Here is an 18,646-nt window from a genome sequence, read left to right as displayed (position 1 = left end):
GATGAACATCCGCCCTATCCACACCGACCAGGACTACCGCGCCGCGCTGCAAAGCGTCTCGCCCCTGTTCGACAACGAACCGCAACCCGGGACGCCTGAAGGCGATTACTTCGACGTGATGATCACCCTGATCGAGGCGTACGAAGCCAGGCAGTTTCCCCTGGACCTGCCCAACCCGATCGAGGCGATCAAGTTCCGCATGGAGCAGTCCGGCTTGTCCGCCGCCGACCTGGCACCCGCCATCGGCCGCACCAACCGCGTCTACGAGGTGCTCAACGGCAAGCGCGCGCTGACCCTGCCGATGATCTGGAAACTGCACCAACTGTTCGGCATCCCGGCCGAAAGCCTGATCAAGCCGAACAAGTCGTCCTGAGCATCACTGCCGGGCTTGAGCTTGCCCTTGGGTAAAGGCCCAACCTGCCTGGCAACCCAACACCACCAAGGACGCTCCATGCTCACCATCGGACAAATGGCCCGCTGCCACGGCCTCACCACCAAGACCCTGCGCCATTACGACAGCATCGGCCTGTTCACCCCGGCCCTCACTGGCCGCGACAACGGCTACCGCTACTACAGCCCGGAACAGATCGTGACCCTGGGCCGCATCGTCTGGCTGCGGCAGTTGGGCATGTCCCTGGAAGACATCCGCACGCTGGCGGACCAGGGCGGCCTGGACAGCGTGCTGCACATGCAGCAGTCATTGCAGGAGCATGCCCGGCAGCTGGAAAGCGAGATTGCCCGCAGCCAAAAAGTGCTCGGCCACCTGCAACGCTACCTGGCCCAGCCACAGCGCCAGATCCCTGCCCCGCAGACACCGCAGAAGGTGTTCCTGGCCCGGCAACGGATCATCGGCATGGCCTGGCAGCAGGACGACCCGGGCTCCATCGCCGAGCTCTGGCAACGCTTCGAACCCCGGGAACAGGAAATCCAGCGCCTGGCCGAGCCGGTGGGCACCTACGGCATCTGCCAACCCCTGGAAGACGGCCAGTGGCGCTATGTCGCCGGCTTGCCGGTGGCCGCCGATGCGCCCCTGGTGCCGGGCATGGTCGAGCTGGACATCCCCGCCCGCCACTACGCCCGGGTCGAGCATCACGGCACCGTGGCCACCCTGCCGGAAACCTTTCGCGCCGCCTACAGCGAATGGCTGCCCGCCGCCGGGCTGATGCCGATCGAAGCGGTGGAGTTCGAATACACCGGCGAGCGTTTCCTGGGGCCCATGCACCCGGACAGCGTGGTGGAGCTGTACATCCCGCTCAAGGCCTGAAACATCCGCAAGGCGGGCCGCCCCACAGGCAACCGCTGGTCTGGCGCTGCCTTTGCAGCGCGGTCTGTCAGCAAAAGTGCCTCGGATACCGCTATGCTCTGCAGCCATTCCCAGGTTACCGAGCGAAGGCCCGATGAGTTTCCAGGCAGCTGTGTTGAACCAGATACCCGGCATCCGTCATGAGTTTTCGACCCTGGGCGCTGCCCTGCCGGCCAACCTGTTCTTCTGCTCGCAGGTCCACAGTGGCGAGGTGGTGCACGCCAGCACCACCCTGCCCAGCGGGATCATTCGCGGCGATGCGGTCCTCACCCATTCCAGCCGGCCCATCGCGGTGGTCACCGCCGACTGCCTGCCGTTGCTGATCAGCAGCGACGACGGCTCCTGGGTGGCGGCGGTGCATGGTGGCTGGAAAGGCCTGCACGGCGGGATCATCGCCAATGTGCTGCAACACTTCGCCAGCAAGGGCATCGCCCCACGGCAATTGCGTGTGGCCATCGGCCCGTCGATCAAACCCTGCTGCTATGAAGTCAGCGCCGACTTCATCGACACCCTGTCCGCCACTCAGGATCCGCTGTGGCCCGCTGCGCAAGCGCCCTGGAGTCGCCAGCAGCCGGCCCCGCGGCTGCCCCCGCAAATTCCCCCGCCACAGCCGACCCAGGCCGACTCCCTGTGGTTCGACCTGAGCCGCTATGCCGTGTACCTGCTACAGGCCGCCGGCATCGAGGACGAGCAGATCGAAATCAGCGAGCTGTGCACCTACTGCTCGACCCCGACCCTGGCCAGCTATCGCCGACGCATGCATCGAGGTGAAGCCAAGGCCTTCCAGTACTCCTGGATCGGCCGCACATGAGCCTCGGCTTTGCGCTACTGCCGACCTCTCTGACCGACCTGGAAACCCTGGTCCAGATGCGCATCGCGGCCATGCGCGACAGCCTTGAGCGCCTGGGTCGCTTCGATCCACAGCGGGCCCGGGAGCGTTTCGCCGCAAGCTTCGCGGCCGAACGTTGCCACTTCATCCTCAGTGGCGGACAGCCCGTGGGCTTTATCCAGAGCGAATCACACGAGGATCATCTGCGACTGCAGCACCTGTACGTCATGCCGCAATTCCAGGGGCGGGGCATCGGTGCCCAGGCCCTGGAGCCGCTTTTACAGCGTTCCACCAGAGAACAATTGCCCATCCACCTGGATGTGTTGCGCGGCAGTGACTCAAATCGATTTTATCGACGCCTGGGTTTTGTTCAGGTAGGCGAAAGTGAATGGGATATTCACTACGTTCGGCCCGCAGATCCCCCCCCTGGCCTGAACCCGGCCCTCGTCGGCCATCGAGACCGTACTGGTGCTTGGCCAGCTACCTGAGCTAACGTTGCCTCCCGCCTCAGACCCAACCCAAGGAGTGCCCGTGTCTGACAATCTCTACGCCCCGCCCCAGGCGGATCTGGTCGCCCCTTCGGCGCACACGGCGCCACAACCCTTCTATGTGGTGTCCAAGGTCAAGTTCCTGACCCTGTACATCCTCACCTTCGGTATCTACCAGTTGTACTGGGCCTATAAGAACTGGCATCAGTTCAGGCACGCCAGCGGCCAGGAGTTGTGGCCGGTGGCCCGGGCGTTCTTCGCGATTTTCTTCACCCATGCGCTGTACCGCGAAGCCGATGCACAGCTCAAGCGCGACGGCCGCAGCCATGACTGGCGCCCCGGTGAACTGGCGACCCTGTTTGTGGTGGGGCTGATCGTCAACAACGTGGTGGATGCGCTGTCACGCAAGAACATCGGCTACCCGGTAACCGACATCGCCAGCCTGGCGCTGCTACCGGTGCTGGCGTGGGTCACCTGGCTGGGCCAGCGCGGCCTGAATGCCGCCGCCGGCGACCCCGAAGGCCGCAGCAACGCCCGTTTCACCCCGCTCAACTATGTGCTCTGCGCGCTCGGGGCCGTGGTGCTGGTGTTGGCCTGTCTCGGGGTGATGCTGCCGGAGTGAGTCAGGAACTCAGGCGCTGACGTAGACCCAGGCCTGGATCCCCGAGGCCAGGGTCACACTGACCCGCTGGTAGTCGGCGACTTCATAGCGGTCTGCCGCTGCCAGTTCCTCGGGGGTAATCTGAAACACCGTGCCGGCAATCGGCGCGCTGTCCGCCGCCCCCGGGCGCAGGATCGGGTGATGGGTCTTGCCACTGGCGGCCAATACCTCGGGATCGGTGATTTCCACCCAGCTCTGTTCATAGCCGAGCATGGCATCGGTGCTGCCACTCAACTCACGGCCGAAGTTGGCCAGCTGTACCGCCTTGTCTTGCAGGGTGCCGTAGGAAAAAAGGTAGACCGAGGCTTCTGTTGCCGAACTCATTCGTCACGTCCTTAAACACGATGATCCGCTTCAGCGGTTGATTTTCAGACCTTGCCGCTCGGCATGGCGCTCCAGCGCCAGCTCGATCAGGCGGCTCACCAGCTCGCTGTAACGCATGCCGGCGGCCTGCCATAGCTTGGGGTACATGCTGATGCGGGTGAACCCGGGCAGCGAGTTGATTTCGTTGATCAGCACTTCACCGTCGTCGGTGAGAAACACATCGACCCGGGCCAGCCCGGAGCAGCCCAAGACCTGGAACGCCTCGATGGCCAGGGCGCGGATGCGTTCGCTGTGCTCGACGCTGATGTCCGCCGGCACCAGCACCTGGGCCGCGTCTGCGTCGATGTACTTGCTGTCGTAGGAATAGAAACCGTTGCCGACCACGATCTCGCCGCAGCCACTGGCGATCGGCTGGTCATTGCCCAGCACCGCGCATTCGATTTCCCGCCCGCGCACCGCGGACTCCACCAGCACCTTGTGATCAAACCCCAGGGCCAGCTCCACTGCGGCGTCGTAATCGGCCTCGTTGTCGACCTTGCTCACCCCCACCGAGGAGCCCTGGTTCGCCGGCTTGACGAACAGCGGCAGGCCGAGCGCCTCCCGGGCCTGGACAAAACCGTAGCGGCTGCGGCTGGCCCGGGTCAGGGTGATGAACGGGGTCACGGCCAGCCCGGCGTCGCGCAGCAGGCGCTTGCTGATGTCCTTGTCCATGCACACCGCCGAACCCAGCACATCGGAGCCGACAAAAGGCAGGTCGGCCATGCGCAGCAGGCCCTGCAGGCAACCGTCCTCACCCAGGGTGCCGTGGACGATCGGGAAGATCACATCCACATGCCCCAACAGCTCCTGGCTGCTGGTTTCCACCAATTGCTGACTGGCCTTGCCCGGCACCACCGCCAGTTCGCGGTTGGACTGGTTGAGGGCAATCAGCGCCGGGTTTTCCTGGTTGATCAAAAAGTTCGAGGTGTCGTTGAGGTGCCAGTGCCCCTGCTTGTCGATGCCGATCAGCACCGGCTCGAAGCGCGTGCGATCCAGGGCATCGACGATATTGCGCGCCGACTGCAGCGACACTTCGTGTTCGGCCGAACGGCCACCAAAAATAATTCCGACCCGCAACTTGCTCATGAATGGTTTCCGTTAAAAAAATGATCGCTGACGGTTCTCTTGGTTTCAGCTGGGGCTGTAGCGCAAATGGATCAACGCCACCCGCTCCTGCTCCTTGTTCTTGCGCTCTTCGATGGCGAACGGCACAAAACCCAGCTTCGGATAGAGCAGCAAGCCCGCCACATTGCTGTTGAAGCAGGACAGGGTCACCTCGCTGGCCTGGTGCTTGCTGCGAGCGATATGGATCATCTGCCCGATCAGTTGCGCTCCCAGGCCCGCGCCGCGCACCTCTGGGTCGACGATGACATTGCCGATGGTGCAGGTGCCGCCACTGGCCCAGCGATAGAAGTTGGCAAAGCCCACCACCTGCCCATCCAACTCGATCACCGTCGAGTCGCTGCGCTGGGCGATGGAGTCGCGCAACTGTTCGTGGGTCAGCGGCCAGGTGGCGGCAGGAAAGAAGAAATACAACTCCTGGGGATTGCCCACGAAACTGCAGATCCGCGCAATGTCCGCCTCTGCTACCGGGCGAAAAACAACAGCCATGTTCAGTCTCCTGATACGGGGACGGGTCGTCCTTGTTGGGGGGCGTATCCTGGCCAGCGCAAGGCGCCGGCCGCTCAACGGTTGGCCAGCAGATGCCCGCCAAACAGCACATAACAACCACCAGCCAGACGGTCCAGCCAGCGACGGGCCCGGGCGTAGAACCCGGCCACCCGGCTGCTGGCGAAAAACAGCGCCACGCAGCAGTACCAGGACAGCGACAGGCCGGCCATGGTCAGCACCGCCAGTCCCAGCAGCAGAGGTGGCGGGGAGGCCGGCATCGACGTGGCAAAGATGGTGGCCACGAACAGCGCCGACTTGGGGTTGGTCATGTTGCCTAGAAAGCCCAGCCGGTAGGCCGAGAACAGGCTGCGCTCAGCATGGACCGCGCCATTGGCGGTTGGATTATCCAGGGCCGGTTTGCGCTTGAACTGCTTGAGTCCCAGGTAGATCAGGTAACAGCCACCGGCGACCTTGAACAACACGAACAGCGCCGGCGCCGCGCTGAACAGCGACTTGATGCCCAAGCCTCCCGCCAGCCCCCAGAGCACGGTGCCGCTGGCCACCCCCAGGGAGGCAAACAGGCCATGGCGCCGCGAGCAGCTCGCCGCCAGTTGTGCTGTGGTGAAAAAGTTCGGTCCTGGGGTGATCACCGCCACGCTCCAGAGCAGGGCCAGCGACAACAGCGGGGCGAGGTAAACCAGGTATGAGACGTGCATGAGCGCAGGTGGCCATGAAGGGGATCCGGGTGAACGACGCTACTCCACTCGCGCCTGCCCAGGCAACCACCGATTGGCCTCGCAATCCTGCTCAAGCCGTCGGCCGCCGCGCTGCGCCTGATCCATCCTGCAAGGCCCTCCTTCTTCCGGTAGAACTGCCACGGCGTGAGCCGAGGGGCAAGACAGCCAGCGCGCCCCTGAGTTAACGTACCGCCCTCGGTTTTATCCATCAGGACTGTTCCATGGCCAGACCCACTGCTGTCACCGATTGGGTTCACCGCGCGCCACCCGCCCGGGGTCTGGAGCGCATCGAGGCGTATTTCGCCGGCCATGGCTATGACATGCACCGCCACGACACCTACGCCATCGGCCGGACCCTGCGCGGGGTGCAGAGCTTCCAGTACCGCGGTGGCTGGCGCCACAGCCTGCCCGGCGCGACCATGGTCCTGCACCCCGATGAGGCCCACGACGGCGAAGCCGGCACCCACGACGGCTTCCACTACCGCATGCTGTATGTCGAACCCGCGCTGATCCAGCAGATCCTCGGTGGCCGGCCCCTGCCCTTCATTGCCGGTGGCCTGTCCAACGATCCGCGGCTGTCCGCCGCCACCGACGCCTTGCTGCGCGGACTCGCCCCCCCCTGGATCCGCTGGAGCAGGAAGACGCCCTGTTCGACCTGGCCCACGCCCTGAACAGCGTGTCCGGCGTCGCCCGCCCCCGCCAGCGCCTGGACTATGTCGCCGCGGAACGGGCCCGGGAGTATATCCACAGTGCCCTGGACCGGACCCTGACCCTGGACGAACTGGAGGCCCACAGCGGGCGCGACCGCTGGAGCCTGTCCCGGGACTTTCGCCTGCTGTTCGGCACCAGCCCCTATCGCTACCTGAGCATGCGCCGCCTGGACCTGGTCCGCGCCCTGCTGGTCCAGGGCCAGTCCCTGACCCAAGCGGCGCTGATCGCCGGGTTTTCCGACCAGAGCCACATGACCCGGCAGTTCCGCCAGGCTTACGGCCTGCCTCCGGCGCGCTGGCTGAAGATGCTCGGCCGCTGAGCCACACACGATCGTTCAAGAAACCAACCCCGCCGGCTGTTTACCCTCAGTGCTCATTCATCACTGATGTGGACCGCAACATGCCAAACCCAACCACGCAAAACGCCTACCAGAGCATCAACTTCCAGCACAAGCTCGGCCTGTTCAGCGAACACTGGACCCCCAAGGTGATCGCCGAGATGAATGACTACCAGTTCAAGATCTCCAAGCTGCAAGGGGAGTTCGTCTGGCACAGCCACGCCGACACCGACGAAACCTTCATCGTCCTCGACGGCCAGCTGTACATCGACTTTCGTGACGGTCGGGTGTCCATCGGCAGCGGCGAGATGTTCGTGGTGCCCAAGGGCGTCGAGCACAAGCCCTGGGCCGAGCAGGAAGTCAAACTGCTGCTGATCGAGCCCAAGGGCGTGCTCAATACCGGCGATCAAGGCGGCGAACGCACGGCACAGAACGACGTCTGGATCTGACCCCGGCCTGAATCTGCAAGGTGGAAAAGGGAATTTCCACCGCACCGGCGAGGTCAGACGCTTTGACACGCCACTCCATCTTCGCTGCTGACCGACCGACGGCGTACCAAAAACCCTACGTCGAGGGAACCAGCACGGGTAAAGTGACGCTCCGATTTTTTCTGTGCGATGGCTCTATCGCGGGGATGCCAGCCTGGTCCCGGCCTTTGATGACGCCCATGGCGCGTCCACTACCTGTTGCGACCCCTGATCCCTGCATGCCGACACCGCACCACGCCAGCACCACCCCCACCCTGCTTCAAGACCTGCGCACCGGCACCGCGACCTTGCACGTAGCCCTGGAGCAACGCCTGCCGTTCTTCTGTGAGCGGCTTGATGCGCCCTGGTATCGACGCCTGATCCAGGCCTATTACGGTTTCTATCAGCCCCTGGAGGCGGCCCTGCATGACAGCGGCCTGATCCCGCCGGGCTACGACCCGACGCAGCGCCTGAAGACCCCGACCCTGTTCGCTGATCTGCGCGCCCTGGGCTTGGACGCCGCCAGCATCCAGGCCCTGCCCCGCTGTGAGCAGCTGCCGCCCCTGGCCAGCGCCGGGGCCTGCCTGGGCGTGCTCTACGTACTGGAAGGCGCGACCCTGGGCGGACAGATCCTGCGCCGGGAAATGGCCCGGCGCCTGGATCTGGACGCCGACAACGGCGGCGCCTTTCTGGATGTCTATGGCGCTGCCACCGGGCGGCGCTGGAAGGACTTTCTCGACTACCTGGGGCGCATGCCCGAAGACGCGAGCACACGCCGACACCTGGTCAGCGCCGCGCAATCCACATTTGCCTGTTTCGAACGCTGGCTCGACCGCCGCGAGGTGCTGCTATGACCCCCCAAGACGCCCAAACCTTCGAACAGTTGCTGGCCAACTGCGCCAACGAGCCGATCCGTTCCCCGGGGGCGATCCAGCCCCACGGCGTGTTGCTGACCCTGGACGAACCGCAACTGCACATCCGGCAGATCAGTGCCAACGTCGAGGCGCTGCTGGGCCAGCCCGCCGAATCGCTGGCGGGGCAGCCCCTGGAGCAGTTGCTGGGGGCCGCGGACGGCCAACGCATCCGTGAGGTGCTGCAACTGGAGCGGCTCGCCGATGCCCCAGCGCTGTACCTGTCGCTCAATGGCCGACGCTTCGAAGGCCTGCTGCATCGCCACCAGGGGGTGCTGATGCTGGAGCTGGAAATCCAGCCCGATCAACCCCGGCCACTCACGGCGCAGAACGACAACCTCGGGCGTCTGCTGCGGCGCCTGCAGGCGGCCAGGACCCTGCACGAGCTGTACGCCATCAGCGTCAGCGAGATCCAGGCCATGACCGGCTACGACCGGGTGCTGATCTACCGCTTCGAGGAGGAAGGCCACGGCCAGGTGATCGCCGAAGCCACTCGCCCCGACATGGAGGTGTTCAACGGCCTGTTCTTCCCCGCCTCGGACATTCCCCAGCAGGCTCGCGAGCTGTACCGCAGCAACTGGCTGCGGATCATTCCCAACGCCGACTACCAGCCGGTGCCGCTGCTGCCGCCCCTGCGCCCGGACACCCAGCAGCCCCTGGACCTGAGCTTTGCCACCCTGCGCAGCGTGTCGCCGATCCATTGCCAGTACATGAAGAACATGGGCGTGCTGTCGTCCATGAGCATTTCCCTGCTCAAGGACGATCAGCTCTGGGGCCTGATCAGCTGCGGCAACCGCCAGCCGCTGTTGGTGCCCCACGAACTGCGCATGGCCTGCCAGACCATTGGCCAGGTGCTGTCGTTGCAGATCAGCGCCATGGAGGCCCTGGACCTGAGCCGGCAGCGGGAAGAGAAAGTCGCCGCCCTGGCCAGCCTCGACCAGGCCATGCGCGACGCCCCCGGCAGCGTCTTCGACGGCCTGGCCCAGGCGCCACAACGGCTGCTGGACCTGACCCAGGCCGGCGGCGTGGCGATCATCGAGGACAAACAGCTGCACTGCTTCGGTAACTGCCCGCCCCAAGACGACATCCGTGCCCTGTACCGCTGGCTCAAAGGCACCGGGCAAGCGGTGTTCGCCAGTCATCACCTGGCCAGCCTGTATCCGCCGGCGGCGAGTTATCAACAGGTGGCCAGCGGTGTCCTGGCCATGAGCCTGCCCAAGCCTGTGGATAACGGCGTGCTGTGGTTCCGCCCGGAGGTGAAGGAAAACATCCACTGGAGCGGCAACCCGGAAAAGCCCCTGGACCTGGAGAACTCGGACGCCGGCCTGCGCCTGCGGCCGCGCACCTCGTTCGAGATCTGGAAGGTGGAAATGGCCGGGATCTCCAGCAAGTGGAGCCACGGCGACCGCTTCGCCGCCAACGACCTGCGGCGCTCGGCCCTGGAACACGACCTGGCGCGCCAGGTGCTGCGGGAACAACAGGCGGTGCGCGCCCGGGATGAACTGGTGGCGGTGGTGTCCCACGACCTGCGCAACCCGATGACGGTGATCTCCATGCTCTGCGGCATGATGCAGAAGGCCTTCAGCTCCGACGGCCCGCACACTTCACGGCGCATTTCCTCGGCCATCGACACCATGCAACAGGCCGCCAGCCGCATGAACAATCTGCTGGAGGACTTGCTGGACACCTCGAAGATCGAAGCCGGGCGCTACAGCATCGCGCCACAGCCGCTGGAGGTCAGCCAGATCTTCGAAGAGGCCTATTCGCTGCTGGCGCCCCTGGCCCTGGACAAGGCCATCGACATCAGCTTTCACGCCGAGCCGGAGCTGACCATCCATGCCGACCCCGAGCGGCTGTTCCAGGTGCTGTCGAACCTGGTGGGCAACGCCATCAAGTTCACCCCCATGCAGGGCAAGGTCGGGGTGGTGGCGATGTCCGACGGCGAGCAGATCGTCTTCAGCGTCCGCGACAGCGGGGAAGGCATTCCCGCCGACCAGTTGCCGTTCATCTTCGACCGCTACTGGACCATGAAGGAAGGCAACCCCAATGGCACCGGCCTTGGGCTGTACATCACCCAGGGCATCATCCAGGCCCACGGCGGCAAGATCGAGGCCCACAGTGAACCGGGCAAGGGCAGCGAGTTCCGCTTCAGCGTGCCCCGCGCCACCCTCTGAAGCGTGCCCCCGGGGCGGCCACGCCGCCCCGGCCCTTCATTCACTCGCCTGCGCCACCAACCAGTCGCGAAACAACTGGCCGCTGACAGACAGGCGCTTGTGCCGCGGGTGCACCAGAAAATCCGCCTGACCGGTGCGAAACGCCCACTGGCCAACCCGCTGCAACTCGCCCCGGGCCACCCGCTCGCTGGCCATGAAATCCCAGCCCAGGCCCACGCCCATGCCCTGCTGCACCGCACTGAACATCAGGGTCAGTTGGTTGAAGCCCATGGCGCCCGGCGGCGCGCTGTAGTCCAGGCCGAAATGGCGGAACCAGTCGCGCCAGTCGATGCAGTTCCAGGCCGAGGCGTCCAGCTGGATCAAGGGCAGCTCGGCCAGTTGCGTCAGCTCGCCAATGGCCGGCAACACCAGCTGTTAGCTGGCGATGGGATAGACGATCTCGGCGAACAGCGGCGTGGCCATCAGGGAGGACCAGTGCCCGGCGCCATACAGAATGGCCAAGTCGTGCTCGGCCACGCTGGATTCGTCCATGTCGTTGTTGGCGTGGATGCTCACGGTGATGTCCGGGTGCTGCTTGTTGAACGCCAGCAAGCGCGGAAACAGCCAGAACTGCGCCACCGCGTGGGTGCATTGCACGGTGATGGTATTGGCGTCGCGCCCGGCCCGCAGGCGACTGACGCTGCGCAGCAAGGCTTCCAGTTGGGTGCTGACCTCGGCAAACAGCGAAGCGCCGCTGGCGGTGAGTTTCACCCCCCGGGCCTGGCGCTCGAACAACTCGGTCTTCAGCGACAGCTCCAGGGCACGGATCTGCTTGCTCACCGCGCTCTGGGTCAGGCACAGCTCGGTGGCGGCGCGGGTGAAGCTGGCGTTGCGCCCCACCGCCTCGAAGGTCACCAGGGTTTCCAACGGCGGCAAATGGCGCGCGAAACGACTCATTAGGCATTCCCCGGAAGAATAGGTAGGTGCCTATATATCCTTTGTCCGCTCGGTCAGCAATGACTAGGCTGCGCGCTTTGATGAATTGCTGCGAGTGTGTGCATGAAACGCGGAGTTGCTTATGCAGCCTTGGCCGGTGCGGTCTGGGGCCTGGCCATTGTGGCGCCCAGCCTGTTGCCGGAGTTCAGTCCGCTGATGCTCAGCTGTGCCCGCTTCAGCCTGTACGGTGCATTCTCCCTGCTCCTGGCTGTGCCTCAGGCCCGGGAGCTCGTGCAGCGCCTGACCTGGGGTGACGTGGCGTTGCTGGTGAAGCTGGCCCTGACCGGCAACCTGGTCTACTTCATGCTGCTGGCCAGCGCCATCCAGTGGGCCGGAGTGGCGAGCACTGCGTTGATCGTCGGCCTGTTGCCACTGACCATCACCCTGGCCGGACGCGGCGATGCCGACGCCCTGCCCCTGCGCCGACTGCGCTGGCCGCTGCTGCTGGTGTTCACCGGCATCTGCTGCATCAACCTGGACACCCTGCTCACCGCCGACAGCGGCAGCGTGGAACTGGGGCAACGGGCCCTGGGCCTGCTCTGCGCCTTCGGCGCCCTGCTGTGCTGGACCTGGTTCGCCACCGACAACGCCCGTTACCTCAAAGGCAGCCGCTTCAACAGCAGCCAGTGGTCGACCCTGTGGGGCATCACCACCGGGCTGATGAGCGCCCTGGTCTGGCTGCTGGCGGACGGCCTTGCCCTGCCCGGCACTCAGGTCGAGGCCGGGGAGCAGCGCTGGCTGCTGTTCTGGGGCCTGAGCCTGTCCAGTGCGGTGCTCGGCTCCTGGTTCGGCAATCGCATGTGGAATGCCTCGACCCGGCGCCTGCCGCTGACCCTGAGCGGCCAGTTGATCGTCTTCGAAACCCTGTTCGCCCTGCTCTACGGCTTCATCAGCCTGCAGCACCTGCCGAGCCTGCTGCAAAGCTCGGCGGCCCTGCTGTTGCTGGCCGGGGTGCTGTGGGCAGTGCGCCGCCACCTGCCCCGGCCCCACTGAACCGGCCTCAGCCCTGGGCCACCGAACCGGCGGGCAAGGCCGCCACCCGAGGCAAGCGCAGCGCCAGCAAGGCTCCGAGCAAGGCCAGCAAGGCACTGGCGGCGGTGGCGAGTTCAATGCCATGGGCCTGATTGCCGGTCGGGCTCAAGGTGTTGGCCAGCGACACCAGCAACGCCAGCCCCAGGGCCCCGCCGATCTGCTGACTGGTGGAGGCCACGCCCGCCGCCACCCCCTGCTCGGCGGCGGCAATGCCCTGCCCGGCCGAAACCCACATTGAAGTCCAGGTCATGCCCTGGCCGATGCTCATCACCACGATGCCCGGCAGCAGTCCGACAAAACCGCGGCTGCCGGGCAAGGCCAGGTAGATCATGGCGATGCCCACGGCCCCCGCCAGCAGGCCGCTGACCAGGGTCGCCCGCAGGCCCACGCGCAGCAGCGCCCGTTCCGCGACCCAGATGCCCAGCGTGCACAGCAGGGTCGAGGGCAGGAACGCCAACCCGCTCTGCAGCACGCTGAATTGATAGACCTGCTGGAAATACAGGCTGAGAAAGTAGTACTGCACGCCGAAACTGCTCATGAACAGCGCGGTAATCAGCATGGCCATGCGCAGCTGTGGATAACCCAGCAGGCGCAGCGGCATCAGCGGGTCGCGGCAGCGTTGTTCCAGGCGCACGAACAGCCCGAGCAAGGCCAGGGACAACGCCAGGCAACCCAGGGTCCCCGGTGCGCTCCAGCCCCACTCCGGGCCCTGGACGATGGAAAACACCAGCAGGGTGCCGCCCAGGGTCACGGTCAGCGCGCCGCGCAGGTCGAACTGGCGGCTGCGCTGGCGTGGCGGGTCGGCGGGAATCCAGCGCCGGGCCAGCAAGGCGCAGGCACCGGCCAGGGGTACGTTGACCAGGAACACCGCCTCCCAGCCCCAGTACTGGGTCAGCACCCCACCGAGCAAGGCACCGAGGGCCAGACCCGCCGCCGAGGCCGCGCTCCACACCGCGAAGGCCCGGTTGCGCGCCGGCCCTTCGGCGTACCAGGTATTGATCAGGGCCAGGGTCGCGGGGAACAGCATCGCCCCGCCGACGCCCTGTACCGCCCGCGACAGCACCAGCAACAGCGCGCTGCCACCCAGACCGCCGGCCAGGGATGCCAGGGCATACAGCGACTGCCCGACGATGTAGAAACGCCGCTTGCCCAGCAGGTCCGCCGCGCGTCCGCCCAGCAGCAGGAATCCACCAAACGCCACGCTGTAGGCGCTGACCACCCATTGCAATTGCTGGGCGGAGAAGCCCAGGCGAAGGCCGATTTCCGGCAACGCCACGAAGACGATGGTGGCGTCCAGGGCAATGATCAGCTGCGCGGTGGCCAGCAGTGACAGCATCCAGCCCGACGGCTTGGCTAACGGGGTCGCGGACATCGCGAGAATCCTTGTGTGGAAATAAGCGGCGGCCAGTGTCATCGATGCGCATTAAATGATAAATACACCCCTCACTCTTTCAGTAATGACTTTAATCATGGATCTGAACGCCCTTCGGCTGTTGGTCCGGGTCGCCGAAACCCGCAGCTTTACCCGCGCCGCCGGTGACCTGGGGCTGACCCAGTCCGGCCTGTCCCGTGCCATATCGCGCCTGGAGCAACAGCTCGGCGTGCGCCTGCTGCAACGCAACACCCGCAGTGTCAGCCTGACCCCGGACGGGCAGATGCTGGTAGAGCGGGCAGCGCCGTTACTGGCGGAGCTGGCCCATGCCGAGCACCTGCTGCTGGACCGCCGCGACTCGCCCAGCGGGATGTTGAAGATCAGCACGCCGTCGCTGTTCGGGCGCAAGGTGGTGATGCCGGTGATTGGCGAGCTGACGGCCCAGCATCCCGAACTGAGCATCGAGGCGGTGATGACCGACCGGGTGGTGGACCTCATCGACGAAGGGTTTGACGCGGTGCTGCGCACCGGGCTGATCCAGGATCAGCGCCTGATCGCCCGGCCCCTGGCGCCCCTGCGCTGGGTCACCGTGGCGGCACCGGCCTACCTGGAACGCCACGGCACGCCGCGGCAGCTGGCGGACCTGCAACAGCACAACTGCCTGACGGTGCGCAATCTGCGCAGCGGCCGGCTGGTGGACTGGCAGTTCATGGACCAGGGCAAGCCCCTGGACCTGGCGGTGCAGGGGCGGCTGATCTTCGACATCGGCGATGCCCTGGTGGATGCGGTGCTCGGCGGATTCGGCATTGCCCAGTTGATGGAGTTCGCCGTGCGCGATGCCCTGGATGCGGGCCTGCTGTTGCCGGTGCTGCACGCGCAGGCCGGGCGCAGTCGGCAGCTGTCGCTGGTGTATCCCCCTTCGCGCCAGTGTTCGCCGAAGCTCACCGCCTTTGCCGACGCCCTGGGCCGGGTCAGCTGGTAGGAACCTGCACGCCCTCGGTCTCCTGGGTCACGCTCAGCAGCAGCGGCCGGGCGATCCTCAGGTAGTCCTGGGTATCAAGAACCATGGAGGCATCCAGGCGTCCGGCATTGAAGGCGATTTCGGCGTAGCGCTCGATCAGTGGCGGGTCGACGATCAGGGCAATGCGCGGATCGAAACTCAGCGGAGGAATGGCGCCGATCACGCAACCGGTCAGTTCCCTGGCCAGCTCCGCCGGGACCAGCTGGGCCTTCTTGCCCCCCAGTGCCGCACCGACCTTCTTCATGTCGAGCTTCTGGTCGCCGGAGAGAATCACCAGCCCATACACATCGCTCGTGCCCTTGAGGCTGCACAGCATGGCCTTGGCCCCCTGGCCCGGCTCGGTGCCACGGATCTCGGCGACCCGCGCCGATTGCCCTTCGGCCGGGTGCAGGATCACCCGATAACGGGCCTGATGGCTGTCCATCAGGCTCACCAGACGCTGGAAAACTTCGTGCATGTTCAATCCTTGAAAAAGTGGCGGCGGCTCGCCTCAGGCGTCGCCGGACTGGGGCAGTTGACGACCGTCGAGCGCGCCGCCGATGGTCAGGAAATGCCCGCCCGCCACATGGTGCAGGGTGCGCAGCCGATCCTGGCCGTCGAAGTGCCAGCGCCCTTGGCTGAACACCCGGGTATCGGCCTGGGCGGCGATCACTTCCCCGAGGAACAGGTCGTACTGCTGGTGATTGTGCGGCTCGGGCAAAAGCCGGCATTCCAGCCAGGCCACGCAGCCTTCCAGCAGGGGCGCCTCCAGGGCCTGACCGGTGAAGGTGGACAAGCCATAGGCGGCGAACTTGTCGCTGCCCGCCTGCTGCAGCTCCAGCCCGGAGCTGTTGCCCAGGGTCTGCACAATGTCCACCTGGGCGGCGCAGGGCACGTTGAGGACAAAGGTGCCCGAGGCTTCCAACAGTTGCCGGGTCCAGGTGGACTTGTCGAGCACCACGGCGACTTTCGGCGGCTCGAAATCCAGGGGCATGGCCCAGGCCGCCGCCATGATATTGCGCTGCCCGCCGTGGGCGGCGCTGACCAGCACGGTCGGACCGTGATTGAGCAGGCGGTAGGCTTTTTCCAATGGCACCGGATGACGAAATGCAGGCATGGCAGGCTCCTGAAAAAAGTCCGATTGTAGACCTATCCGCCACCTGTGCAGCCACAGGAATTGGGCGGTTTTTCTGGACAGTCCGTCCAGGCGTCGACGGCTTATCAATCCCATGGCAGCCACTAGACTCAGCCTTCACCGCAATTGTCGAAGGAGCCATGCCATGGCCGATCATTCCCTGAACAACAAAGTCGTGCTGATCGCCGGCGGGGTGAAAAACCTCGGTGGCCTGCTTGCCCGGGATCTGGCCAGCCACGGTGCCAGGGCCGTGGCCGTGCACTACAACAGCGATGCCAGTCAGGCCGATGCCCAGAGCACCCTTGAGGCGCTCGGGGCCCTGGGGGTCGACGCCCACGCCTGGCAGGCCGACCTCACCCGCGCCGGTGCGGTGGAGCGTCTGTTCAGCGAGGTCAAGGCACGCTTCGGCAAGATCGACATCGCCATCAACACCGTGGGCAAGGTGCTGAAGAAACCCATCATCGAAATCAGCGAAGACGAGTACGACCAGATGTTCGCGGTCAATGCCAAGAGCGCGTTCTTCTTCATCAAGGAAGCCGGCAAGCACCTGGAGGACAACGGCAAGCTGGTGACCCTGGTGACGTCGCTGCTGGGGGCCTTCACCCCGTTCTATGCCGCCTACGGCGGTTCCAAGGCACCGGTGGAACACTTCACCCGGGCCGCGGCCAAGGAGTTCGGCGCCCGGGGCATCTCAGTGACCGCGGTGGGACCGGGGCCCATGGACACGCCGTTCTTCTACCCTGCCGAAGGCGCCGACGCCGTGGCCTACCACAAGAGCGCCGCGGCCCTGTCGCCGTCGAGCAAGACCGGGCTCACCGATATCGAGGACGTGGTGCCGTTCATTCGCCATCTGGTGACCGAGGGCTGGTGGATCACCGGCCAGACCTTACTGATCAACGGCGGCTACACCACCAAGTAATCCTGGCGCCCAAGGGGTAAATTGGCCTGCCGGGACGCTGCATCGATCGCCTCGGACGATGCAGCGTTCCACCGCCGTCAGGCGTCCCCCGAACCAGGATCGTTCATACGATGGATAAGCTTGAGCAATACCGCGTGTTCATCCAGGTGGCCGACATGGGCAGTTTCATCAAGGCCGCCCATGCCCTGGAACTGCCACGGGCCACTGTCTCTTCCGCTGTGCAGCAACTGGAGAACGGCCTCGGCACCCGGCTGCTGCACCGAACCACCCGCCAGGTGCAGTTGACCGCCGATGGCACCATCCTCCTGGAGCGGGCACGACGCCTGCTGGCGGATGCCTCGGAGCTCAACCAGCTGTTCCACCATCGCCTGGTGGATGTCAGCGGGCGCTTGAATATCGACGTGCCCAGCCGCATCGCCCGGCGCCTGATCGTGCCCGCCCTGCCCCAGTGGCTGACGCAGTACCCCGACCTGCAACTGGCCCTGGGCGCCAGCGATCGCAGCATCGATCTGGTCCAGGAAGGCATCGACTGCGCGATCCGCGTCGGCAGCCTGGCGGACAGCAGCCTGATCGCCCGCCCCCTGGGGCAACTGGCCATGATCAATTGCGCCAGCCCCGCCTACCTCGCCGAACACGGCGAGCCCCACACCCCCCAGGACTTGCAGAACGGCCAATGGATGATCGGTTACGCCTCCCCGGACACCGGTCGCGAACAGCCCTGGGAGTACCTGCTGCAAGGTCGCGAGCACCTTCTGGGGCTGCCCAGCCGGGTGATCGTCAACAACGTCGAGAACTACATCGCCTGCTGTCGCCAGGGCCTGGGGCTGATCCAGGTGCCGCGTTTCGACGTGCAGCACCTGCTCGATCGCGGCGAGCTGGTGCAGGTGCTCCAGCAGTTGCCGGTGGCGCCGATGGACATCTGCGCGCTGTACCCCGACCGTCGCCACCGTTCGCGCCGGCTGAACGTGTTCATCGAATGGTTCGCCGAATTGATCGATCCGCATCTGCAGGCTTGATGCGCACAAGGCAATCGTGAGATGAAGGCGCCTTCAACGGATTGAGATCCCCGGACCATGAGCCACCTGCACCTGTGTGCACCACAACTGGACGACTGGCAGGAACTGCTGGCGTTTGAACAAGAAAACCGCGCCTTTTTCGAAGCCTCGATCAACGCCCGCCCGGCAGCGTTCTACTGCGCCGAAGGGGTCGCCGAGGCCATCGCCCAGGCCCAACAGGACGCTGCCGCGGATCGCGGCTATCAGTTTCTGATTCGACAGGATTCACAACTGGTGGGGCGCATCAACCTGCACCGGGTGCAGCGCCCCTACTTCAATTGCGCCGAGCTGGGCTATCGCGTGGGCGCCAAATTCAACGGCCGGGGTATCGCCCGGGCGGCGGTGGCGCAGGTGCTGCAACGGGCCTTCGGCGAATTGCAGTTGAGCCGCATCGAAGCCAACGCCCGCCCGGAAAACCTCGGCTCGGTCAGGGTCCTGGAGACGTCCGGATTCTCCTGCTACGGCCATTCACGCCGCAGCTTCCTGCTGCACGGACAGTGGTTCGACCGCTTGCACTACGAGTGCCACGCCCCCTTGCCGCGCTGAGCCGGTCCGCGCCCACGGGC

At 65.5% G+C, this 18,646-nt stretch carries 20 protein-coding genes and 2 pseudogenes; 14 read left to right on the top strand and 8 right to left on the bottom strand.

What is annotated here, in order from left to right; translation table 11 throughout:
- Position 1 precedes the first annotated feature (1 nt).
- The 5 genes from ACMGG8_RS09095 to ACMGG8_RS09075 all read left to right on the top strand — a co-directional run bounded on the left by ACMGG8_RS09095 (position 2) and on the right by ACMGG8_RS09075 (position 3,242).
- Positions 2 to 373: a helix-turn-helix domain-containing protein gene (locus ACMGG8_RS09095; protein ID WP_060841060.1), complete on the top strand. Its 372-nt coding sequence runs from the start codon at positions 2 to 4 to the stop codon at positions 371 to 373.
- A 78-nt stretch (positions 374 to 451) separates the two neighbouring features.
- Positions 452 to 1,264 carry a MerR family transcriptional regulator gene (locus tag ACMGG8_RS09090; protein ID WP_102860227.1) on the top strand — a complete coding sequence of 271 codons (813 nt, stop codon included), beginning with the start codon at positions 452 to 454 and terminating at the stop codon, positions 1,262 to 1,264.
- 133 nt (positions 1,265 to 1,397) lie between these two features.
- Complete coding sequence (locus tag ACMGG8_RS09085) at positions 1,398 to 2,114, top strand: polyphenol oxidase family protein (protein WP_235759654.1); 717 nt, start codon at positions 1,398 to 1,400, stop codon at positions 2,112 to 2,114.
- On the top strand, positions 2,111 to 2,620 hold the full coding sequence (locus ACMGG8_RS09080; RefSeq protein ID WP_414159476.1) for a GNAT family N-acetyltransferase: 510 nt from the start codon (positions 2,111 to 2,113) through the stop codon (positions 2,618 to 2,620). Before ACMGG8_RS09085 ends, ACMGG8_RS09080 begins: the two co-directional genes overlap by 4 nt.
- A 43-nt stretch (positions 2,621 to 2,663) precedes the next feature.
- Positions 2,664 to 3,242, top strand: a complete 579-nt coding sequence (locus ACMGG8_RS09075; RefSeq protein WP_414159475.1) for a hypothetical protein — start codon at positions 2,664 to 2,666, stop codon at positions 3,240 to 3,242.
- Between the two features lie 9 nt (positions 3,243 to 3,251).
- Here ACMGG8_RS09075 and ACMGG8_RS09070 read toward each other — a convergent pair whose 3' ends face one another.
- The 4 genes from ACMGG8_RS09070 to ACMGG8_RS09055 all read right to left on the bottom strand — a co-directional run bounded on the left by ACMGG8_RS09070 (position 3,252) and on the right by ACMGG8_RS09055 (position 5,971).
- Positions 3,252 to 3,605, bottom strand: coding sequence for a gamma-glutamylcyclotransferase family protein (locus ACMGG8_RS09070; RefSeq protein ID WP_060844623.1), 354 nt, complete (start codon positions 3,603 to 3,605; stop codon positions 3,252 to 3,254).
- Positions 3,606 to 3,635: 30 nt separating this feature from the next.
- On the bottom strand, positions 3,636 to 4,730 hold the full coding sequence (ddlA, locus tag ACMGG8_RS09065; protein WP_060844624.1) for a D-alanine--D-alanine ligase: 1,095 nt from the start codon (positions 4,728 to 4,730) through the stop codon (positions 3,636 to 3,638).
- Between the two features lie 45 nt (positions 4,731 to 4,775).
- Positions 4,776 to 5,255: an N-acetyltransferase family protein gene (locus ACMGG8_RS09060; RefSeq protein WP_414159474.1), complete on the bottom strand. Its 480-nt coding sequence runs from the start codon at positions 5,253 to 5,255 to the stop codon at positions 4,776 to 4,778.
- A 74-nt stretch (positions 5,256 to 5,329) separates the two neighbouring features.
- Entirely contained in the window at positions 5,330 to 5,971 is a 642-nt protein-coding gene (locus ACMGG8_RS09055; RefSeq protein WP_060841068.1) for a LysE family translocator, read from the bottom strand.
- Positions 5,972 to 6,213: 242 nt separating this feature from the next.
- Between ACMGG8_RS09055 and ACMGG8_RS09050 the strand changes: the two are divergent.
- The 4 genes and pseudogenes from ACMGG8_RS09050 to ACMGG8_RS09035 all read left to right on the top strand — a co-directional run bounded on the left by ACMGG8_RS09050 (position 6,214) and on the right by ACMGG8_RS09035 (position 10,592).
- Positions 6,214 to 7,022 (top strand): annotated as a pseudogene (locus ACMGG8_RS09050) (AraC family transcriptional regulator).
- Positions 7,023 to 7,102: 80 nt separating this feature from the next.
- Positions 7,103 to 7,489 (top strand): cupin domain-containing protein, encoded by a 387-nt coding sequence (locus ACMGG8_RS09045; protein WP_060841071.1) that lies wholly within the window; start codon positions 7,103 to 7,105, stop codon positions 7,487 to 7,489.
- 257 nt (positions 7,490 to 7,746) lie between these two features.
- Positions 7,747 to 8,361 (top strand): biliverdin-producing heme oxygenase, encoded by a 615-nt coding sequence (locus ACMGG8_RS09040; RefSeq protein ID WP_414159473.1) that lies wholly within the window; start codon positions 7,747 to 7,749, stop codon positions 8,359 to 8,361.
- Positions 8,358 to 10,592, top strand: a complete 2,235-nt coding sequence (locus tag ACMGG8_RS09035) for an ATP-binding protein (protein WP_060844628.1) — start codon at positions 8,358 to 8,360, stop codon at positions 10,590 to 10,592. The genes ACMGG8_RS09040 and ACMGG8_RS09035 overlap by 4 nt, the downstream gene beginning before the upstream one ends.
- A 36-nt stretch (positions 10,593 to 10,628) precedes the next feature.
- Here the strand turns inward: ACMGG8_RS09035 and ACMGG8_RS09030 are convergent.
- Positions 10,629 to 11,528, bottom strand: a pseudogene (locus ACMGG8_RS09030) (LysR substrate-binding domain-containing protein).
- A 102-nt stretch (positions 11,529 to 11,630) separates the two neighbouring features.
- Between ACMGG8_RS09030 and ACMGG8_RS09025 the strand changes: the two are divergent.
- The gene (locus ACMGG8_RS09025) at positions 11,631 to 12,560 is read left to right on the top strand and encodes a DMT family transporter (RefSeq protein ID WP_060841075.1); all 930 of its coding nucleotides are present in this window, start codon (positions 11,631 to 11,633) and stop codon (positions 12,558 to 12,560) included.
- Between the two features lie 7 nt (positions 12,561 to 12,567).
- Here the strand turns inward: ACMGG8_RS09025 and ACMGG8_RS09020 are convergent, their stop codons facing one another.
- Positions 12,568 to 13,971 (bottom strand): MFS transporter, encoded by a 1,404-nt coding sequence (locus tag ACMGG8_RS09020; protein WP_060841076.1) that lies wholly within the window; start codon positions 13,969 to 13,971, stop codon positions 12,568 to 12,570.
- A 97-nt stretch (positions 13,972 to 14,068) separates the two neighbouring features.
- Between ACMGG8_RS09020 and ACMGG8_RS09015 the strand changes: the two genes are divergently transcribed.
- Entirely contained in the window at positions 14,069 to 14,953 is an 885-nt protein-coding gene (locus ACMGG8_RS09015) for a LysR family transcriptional regulator (protein WP_060841077.1), read from the top strand.
- Here the strand turns inward: ACMGG8_RS09015 and ACMGG8_RS09010 are convergent.
- Together ACMGG8_RS09010 and ACMGG8_RS09005 are read right to left on the bottom strand one after the other, a co-directional pair.
- Positions 14,943 to 15,449, bottom strand: a complete 507-nt coding sequence (locus ACMGG8_RS09010) for a YbaK/prolyl-tRNA synthetase associated domain-containing protein (protein ID WP_414159472.1) — start codon at positions 15,447 to 15,449, stop codon at positions 14,943 to 14,945. The genes ACMGG8_RS09015 and ACMGG8_RS09010 overlap by 11 nt on opposite strands.
- 33 nt (positions 15,450 to 15,482) lie before the next feature.
- Positions 15,483 to 16,088 carry a flavin reductase family protein gene (locus tag ACMGG8_RS09005; protein ID WP_060841079.1) on the bottom strand — a complete coding sequence of 202 codons (606 nt, stop codon included), beginning with the start codon at positions 16,086 to 16,088 and terminating at the stop codon, positions 15,483 to 15,485.
- A gap of 163 nt (positions 16,089 to 16,251) precedes the next feature.
- On the opposite strand from ACMGG8_RS09005, the gene ACMGG8_RS09000 reads away from it, so the two are divergent.
- The 3 genes from ACMGG8_RS09000 (at position 16,252) to ACMGG8_RS08990 (ending at position 18,626) form a co-directional block, all read left to right on the top strand.
- Positions 16,252 to 17,025, top strand: coding sequence for an SDR family oxidoreductase (locus ACMGG8_RS09000; protein ID WP_060841080.1), 774 nt, complete (start codon positions 16,252 to 16,254; stop codon positions 17,023 to 17,025).
- 110 nt (positions 17,026 to 17,135) lie between these two features.
- Positions 17,136 to 18,041 carry a LysR family transcriptional regulator gene (locus ACMGG8_RS08995; protein ID WP_047306094.1) on the top strand — a complete coding sequence of 302 codons (906 nt, stop codon included), beginning with the start codon at positions 17,136 to 17,138 and terminating at the stop codon, positions 18,039 to 18,041.
- 57 nt (positions 18,042 to 18,098) lie between these two features.
- A complete protein-coding gene (locus ACMGG8_RS08990; protein WP_129406442.1) occupies positions 18,099 to 18,626 on the top strand; it encodes a GNAT family N-acetyltransferase in 528 nt (175 codons plus the stop codon).
- Positions 18,627 to 18,646 lie beyond the last annotated feature (20 nt).

Source organism: Pseudomonas sp. BNK-45 (assembly GCF_047456255.1).
Classification (GTDB): Bacteria; Pseudomonadota; Gammaproteobacteria; order Pseudomonadales; family Pseudomonadaceae; genus Aquipseudomonas.
This window is presented reverse-complemented; position numbering and strand designations above follow the sequence as displayed.

Excerpts from the sequence above, each read along its gene's own strand:
- ACMGG8_RS08990 (WP_129406442.1), top strand. The coding sequence starts at position 18,099 with ATGAGCCACCTGCACCTGTGTGCACCACAACTGGACGACTGGCAGGAA.
- ACMGG8_RS09025 (WP_060841075.1), top strand. The coding sequence starts at position 11,631 with ATGAAACGCGGAGTTGCTTATGCAGCCTTGGCCGGTGCGGTCTGGGGC.
- ACMGG8_RS09055 (WP_060841068.1), bottom strand. The coding sequence starts at position 5,971 with ATGCACGTCTCATACCTGGTTTACCTCGCCCCGCTGTTGTCGCTGGCC.
- ACMGG8_RS09020 (WP_060841076.1), bottom strand. The coding sequence starts at position 13,971 with ATGTCCGCGACCCCGTTAGCCAAGCCGTCGGGCTGGATGCTGTCACTG.
- ACMGG8_RS09010 (WP_414159472.1), bottom strand. The coding sequence starts at position 15,449 with ATGCACGAAGTTTTCCAGCGTCTGGTGAGCCTGATGGACAGCCATCAG.
- ACMGG8_RS09035 (WP_060844628.1), top strand. The coding sequence starts at position 8,358 with ATGACCCCCCAAGACGCCCAAACCTTCGAACAGTTGCTGGCCAACTGC.
- ACMGG8_RS09040 (WP_414159473.1), top strand. The coding sequence starts at position 7,747 with ATGCCGACACCGCACCACGCCAGCACCACCCCCACCCTGCTTCAAGAC.
- ACMGG8_RS09080 (WP_414159476.1), top strand. The coding sequence starts at position 2,111 with ATGAGCCTCGGCTTTGCGCTACTGCCGACCTCTCTGACCGACCTGGAA.
- ACMGG8_RS09000 (WP_060841080.1), top strand. The coding sequence starts at position 16,252 with ATGGCCGATCATTCCCTGAACAACAAAGTCGTGCTGATCGCCGGCGGG.
- ACMGG8_RS09090 (WP_102860227.1), top strand. The coding sequence starts at position 452 with ATGCTCACCATCGGACAAATGGCCCGCTGCCACGGCCTCACCACCAAG.
- ACMGG8_RS09085 (WP_235759654.1), top strand. The coding sequence starts at position 1,398 with ATGAGTTTCCAGGCAGCTGTGTTGAACCAGATACCCGGCATCCGTCAT.
- ACMGG8_RS09005 (WP_060841079.1), bottom strand. The coding sequence starts at position 16,088 with ATGCCTGCATTTCGTCATCCGGTGCCATTGGAAAAAGCCTACCGCCTG.
- ACMGG8_RS09060 (WP_414159474.1), bottom strand. The coding sequence starts at position 5,255 with ATGGCTGTTGTTTTTCGCCCGGTAGCAGAGGCGGACATTGCGCGGATC.
- ACMGG8_RS09045 (WP_060841071.1), top strand. The coding sequence starts at position 7,103 with ATGCCAAACCCAACCACGCAAAACGCCTACCAGAGCATCAACTTCCAG.
- ACMGG8_RS09015 (WP_060841077.1), top strand. The coding sequence starts at position 14,069 with ATGGATCTGAACGCCCTTCGGCTGTTGGTCCGGGTCGCCGAAACCCGC.
- ddlA (WP_060844624.1), bottom strand. The coding sequence starts at position 4,730 with ATGAGCAAGTTGCGGGTCGGAATTATTTTTGGTGGCCGTTCGGCCGAA.
- ACMGG8_RS08995 (WP_047306094.1), top strand. The coding sequence starts at position 17,136 with ATGGATAAGCTTGAGCAATACCGCGTGTTCATCCAGGTGGCCGACATG.
- ACMGG8_RS09095 (WP_060841060.1), top strand. The coding sequence starts at position 2 with ATGAACATCCGCCCTATCCACACCGACCAGGACTACCGCGCCGCGCTG.
- ACMGG8_RS09070 (WP_060844623.1), bottom strand. The coding sequence starts at position 3,605 with ATGAGTTCGGCAACAGAAGCCTCGGTCTACCTTTTTTCCTACGGCACC.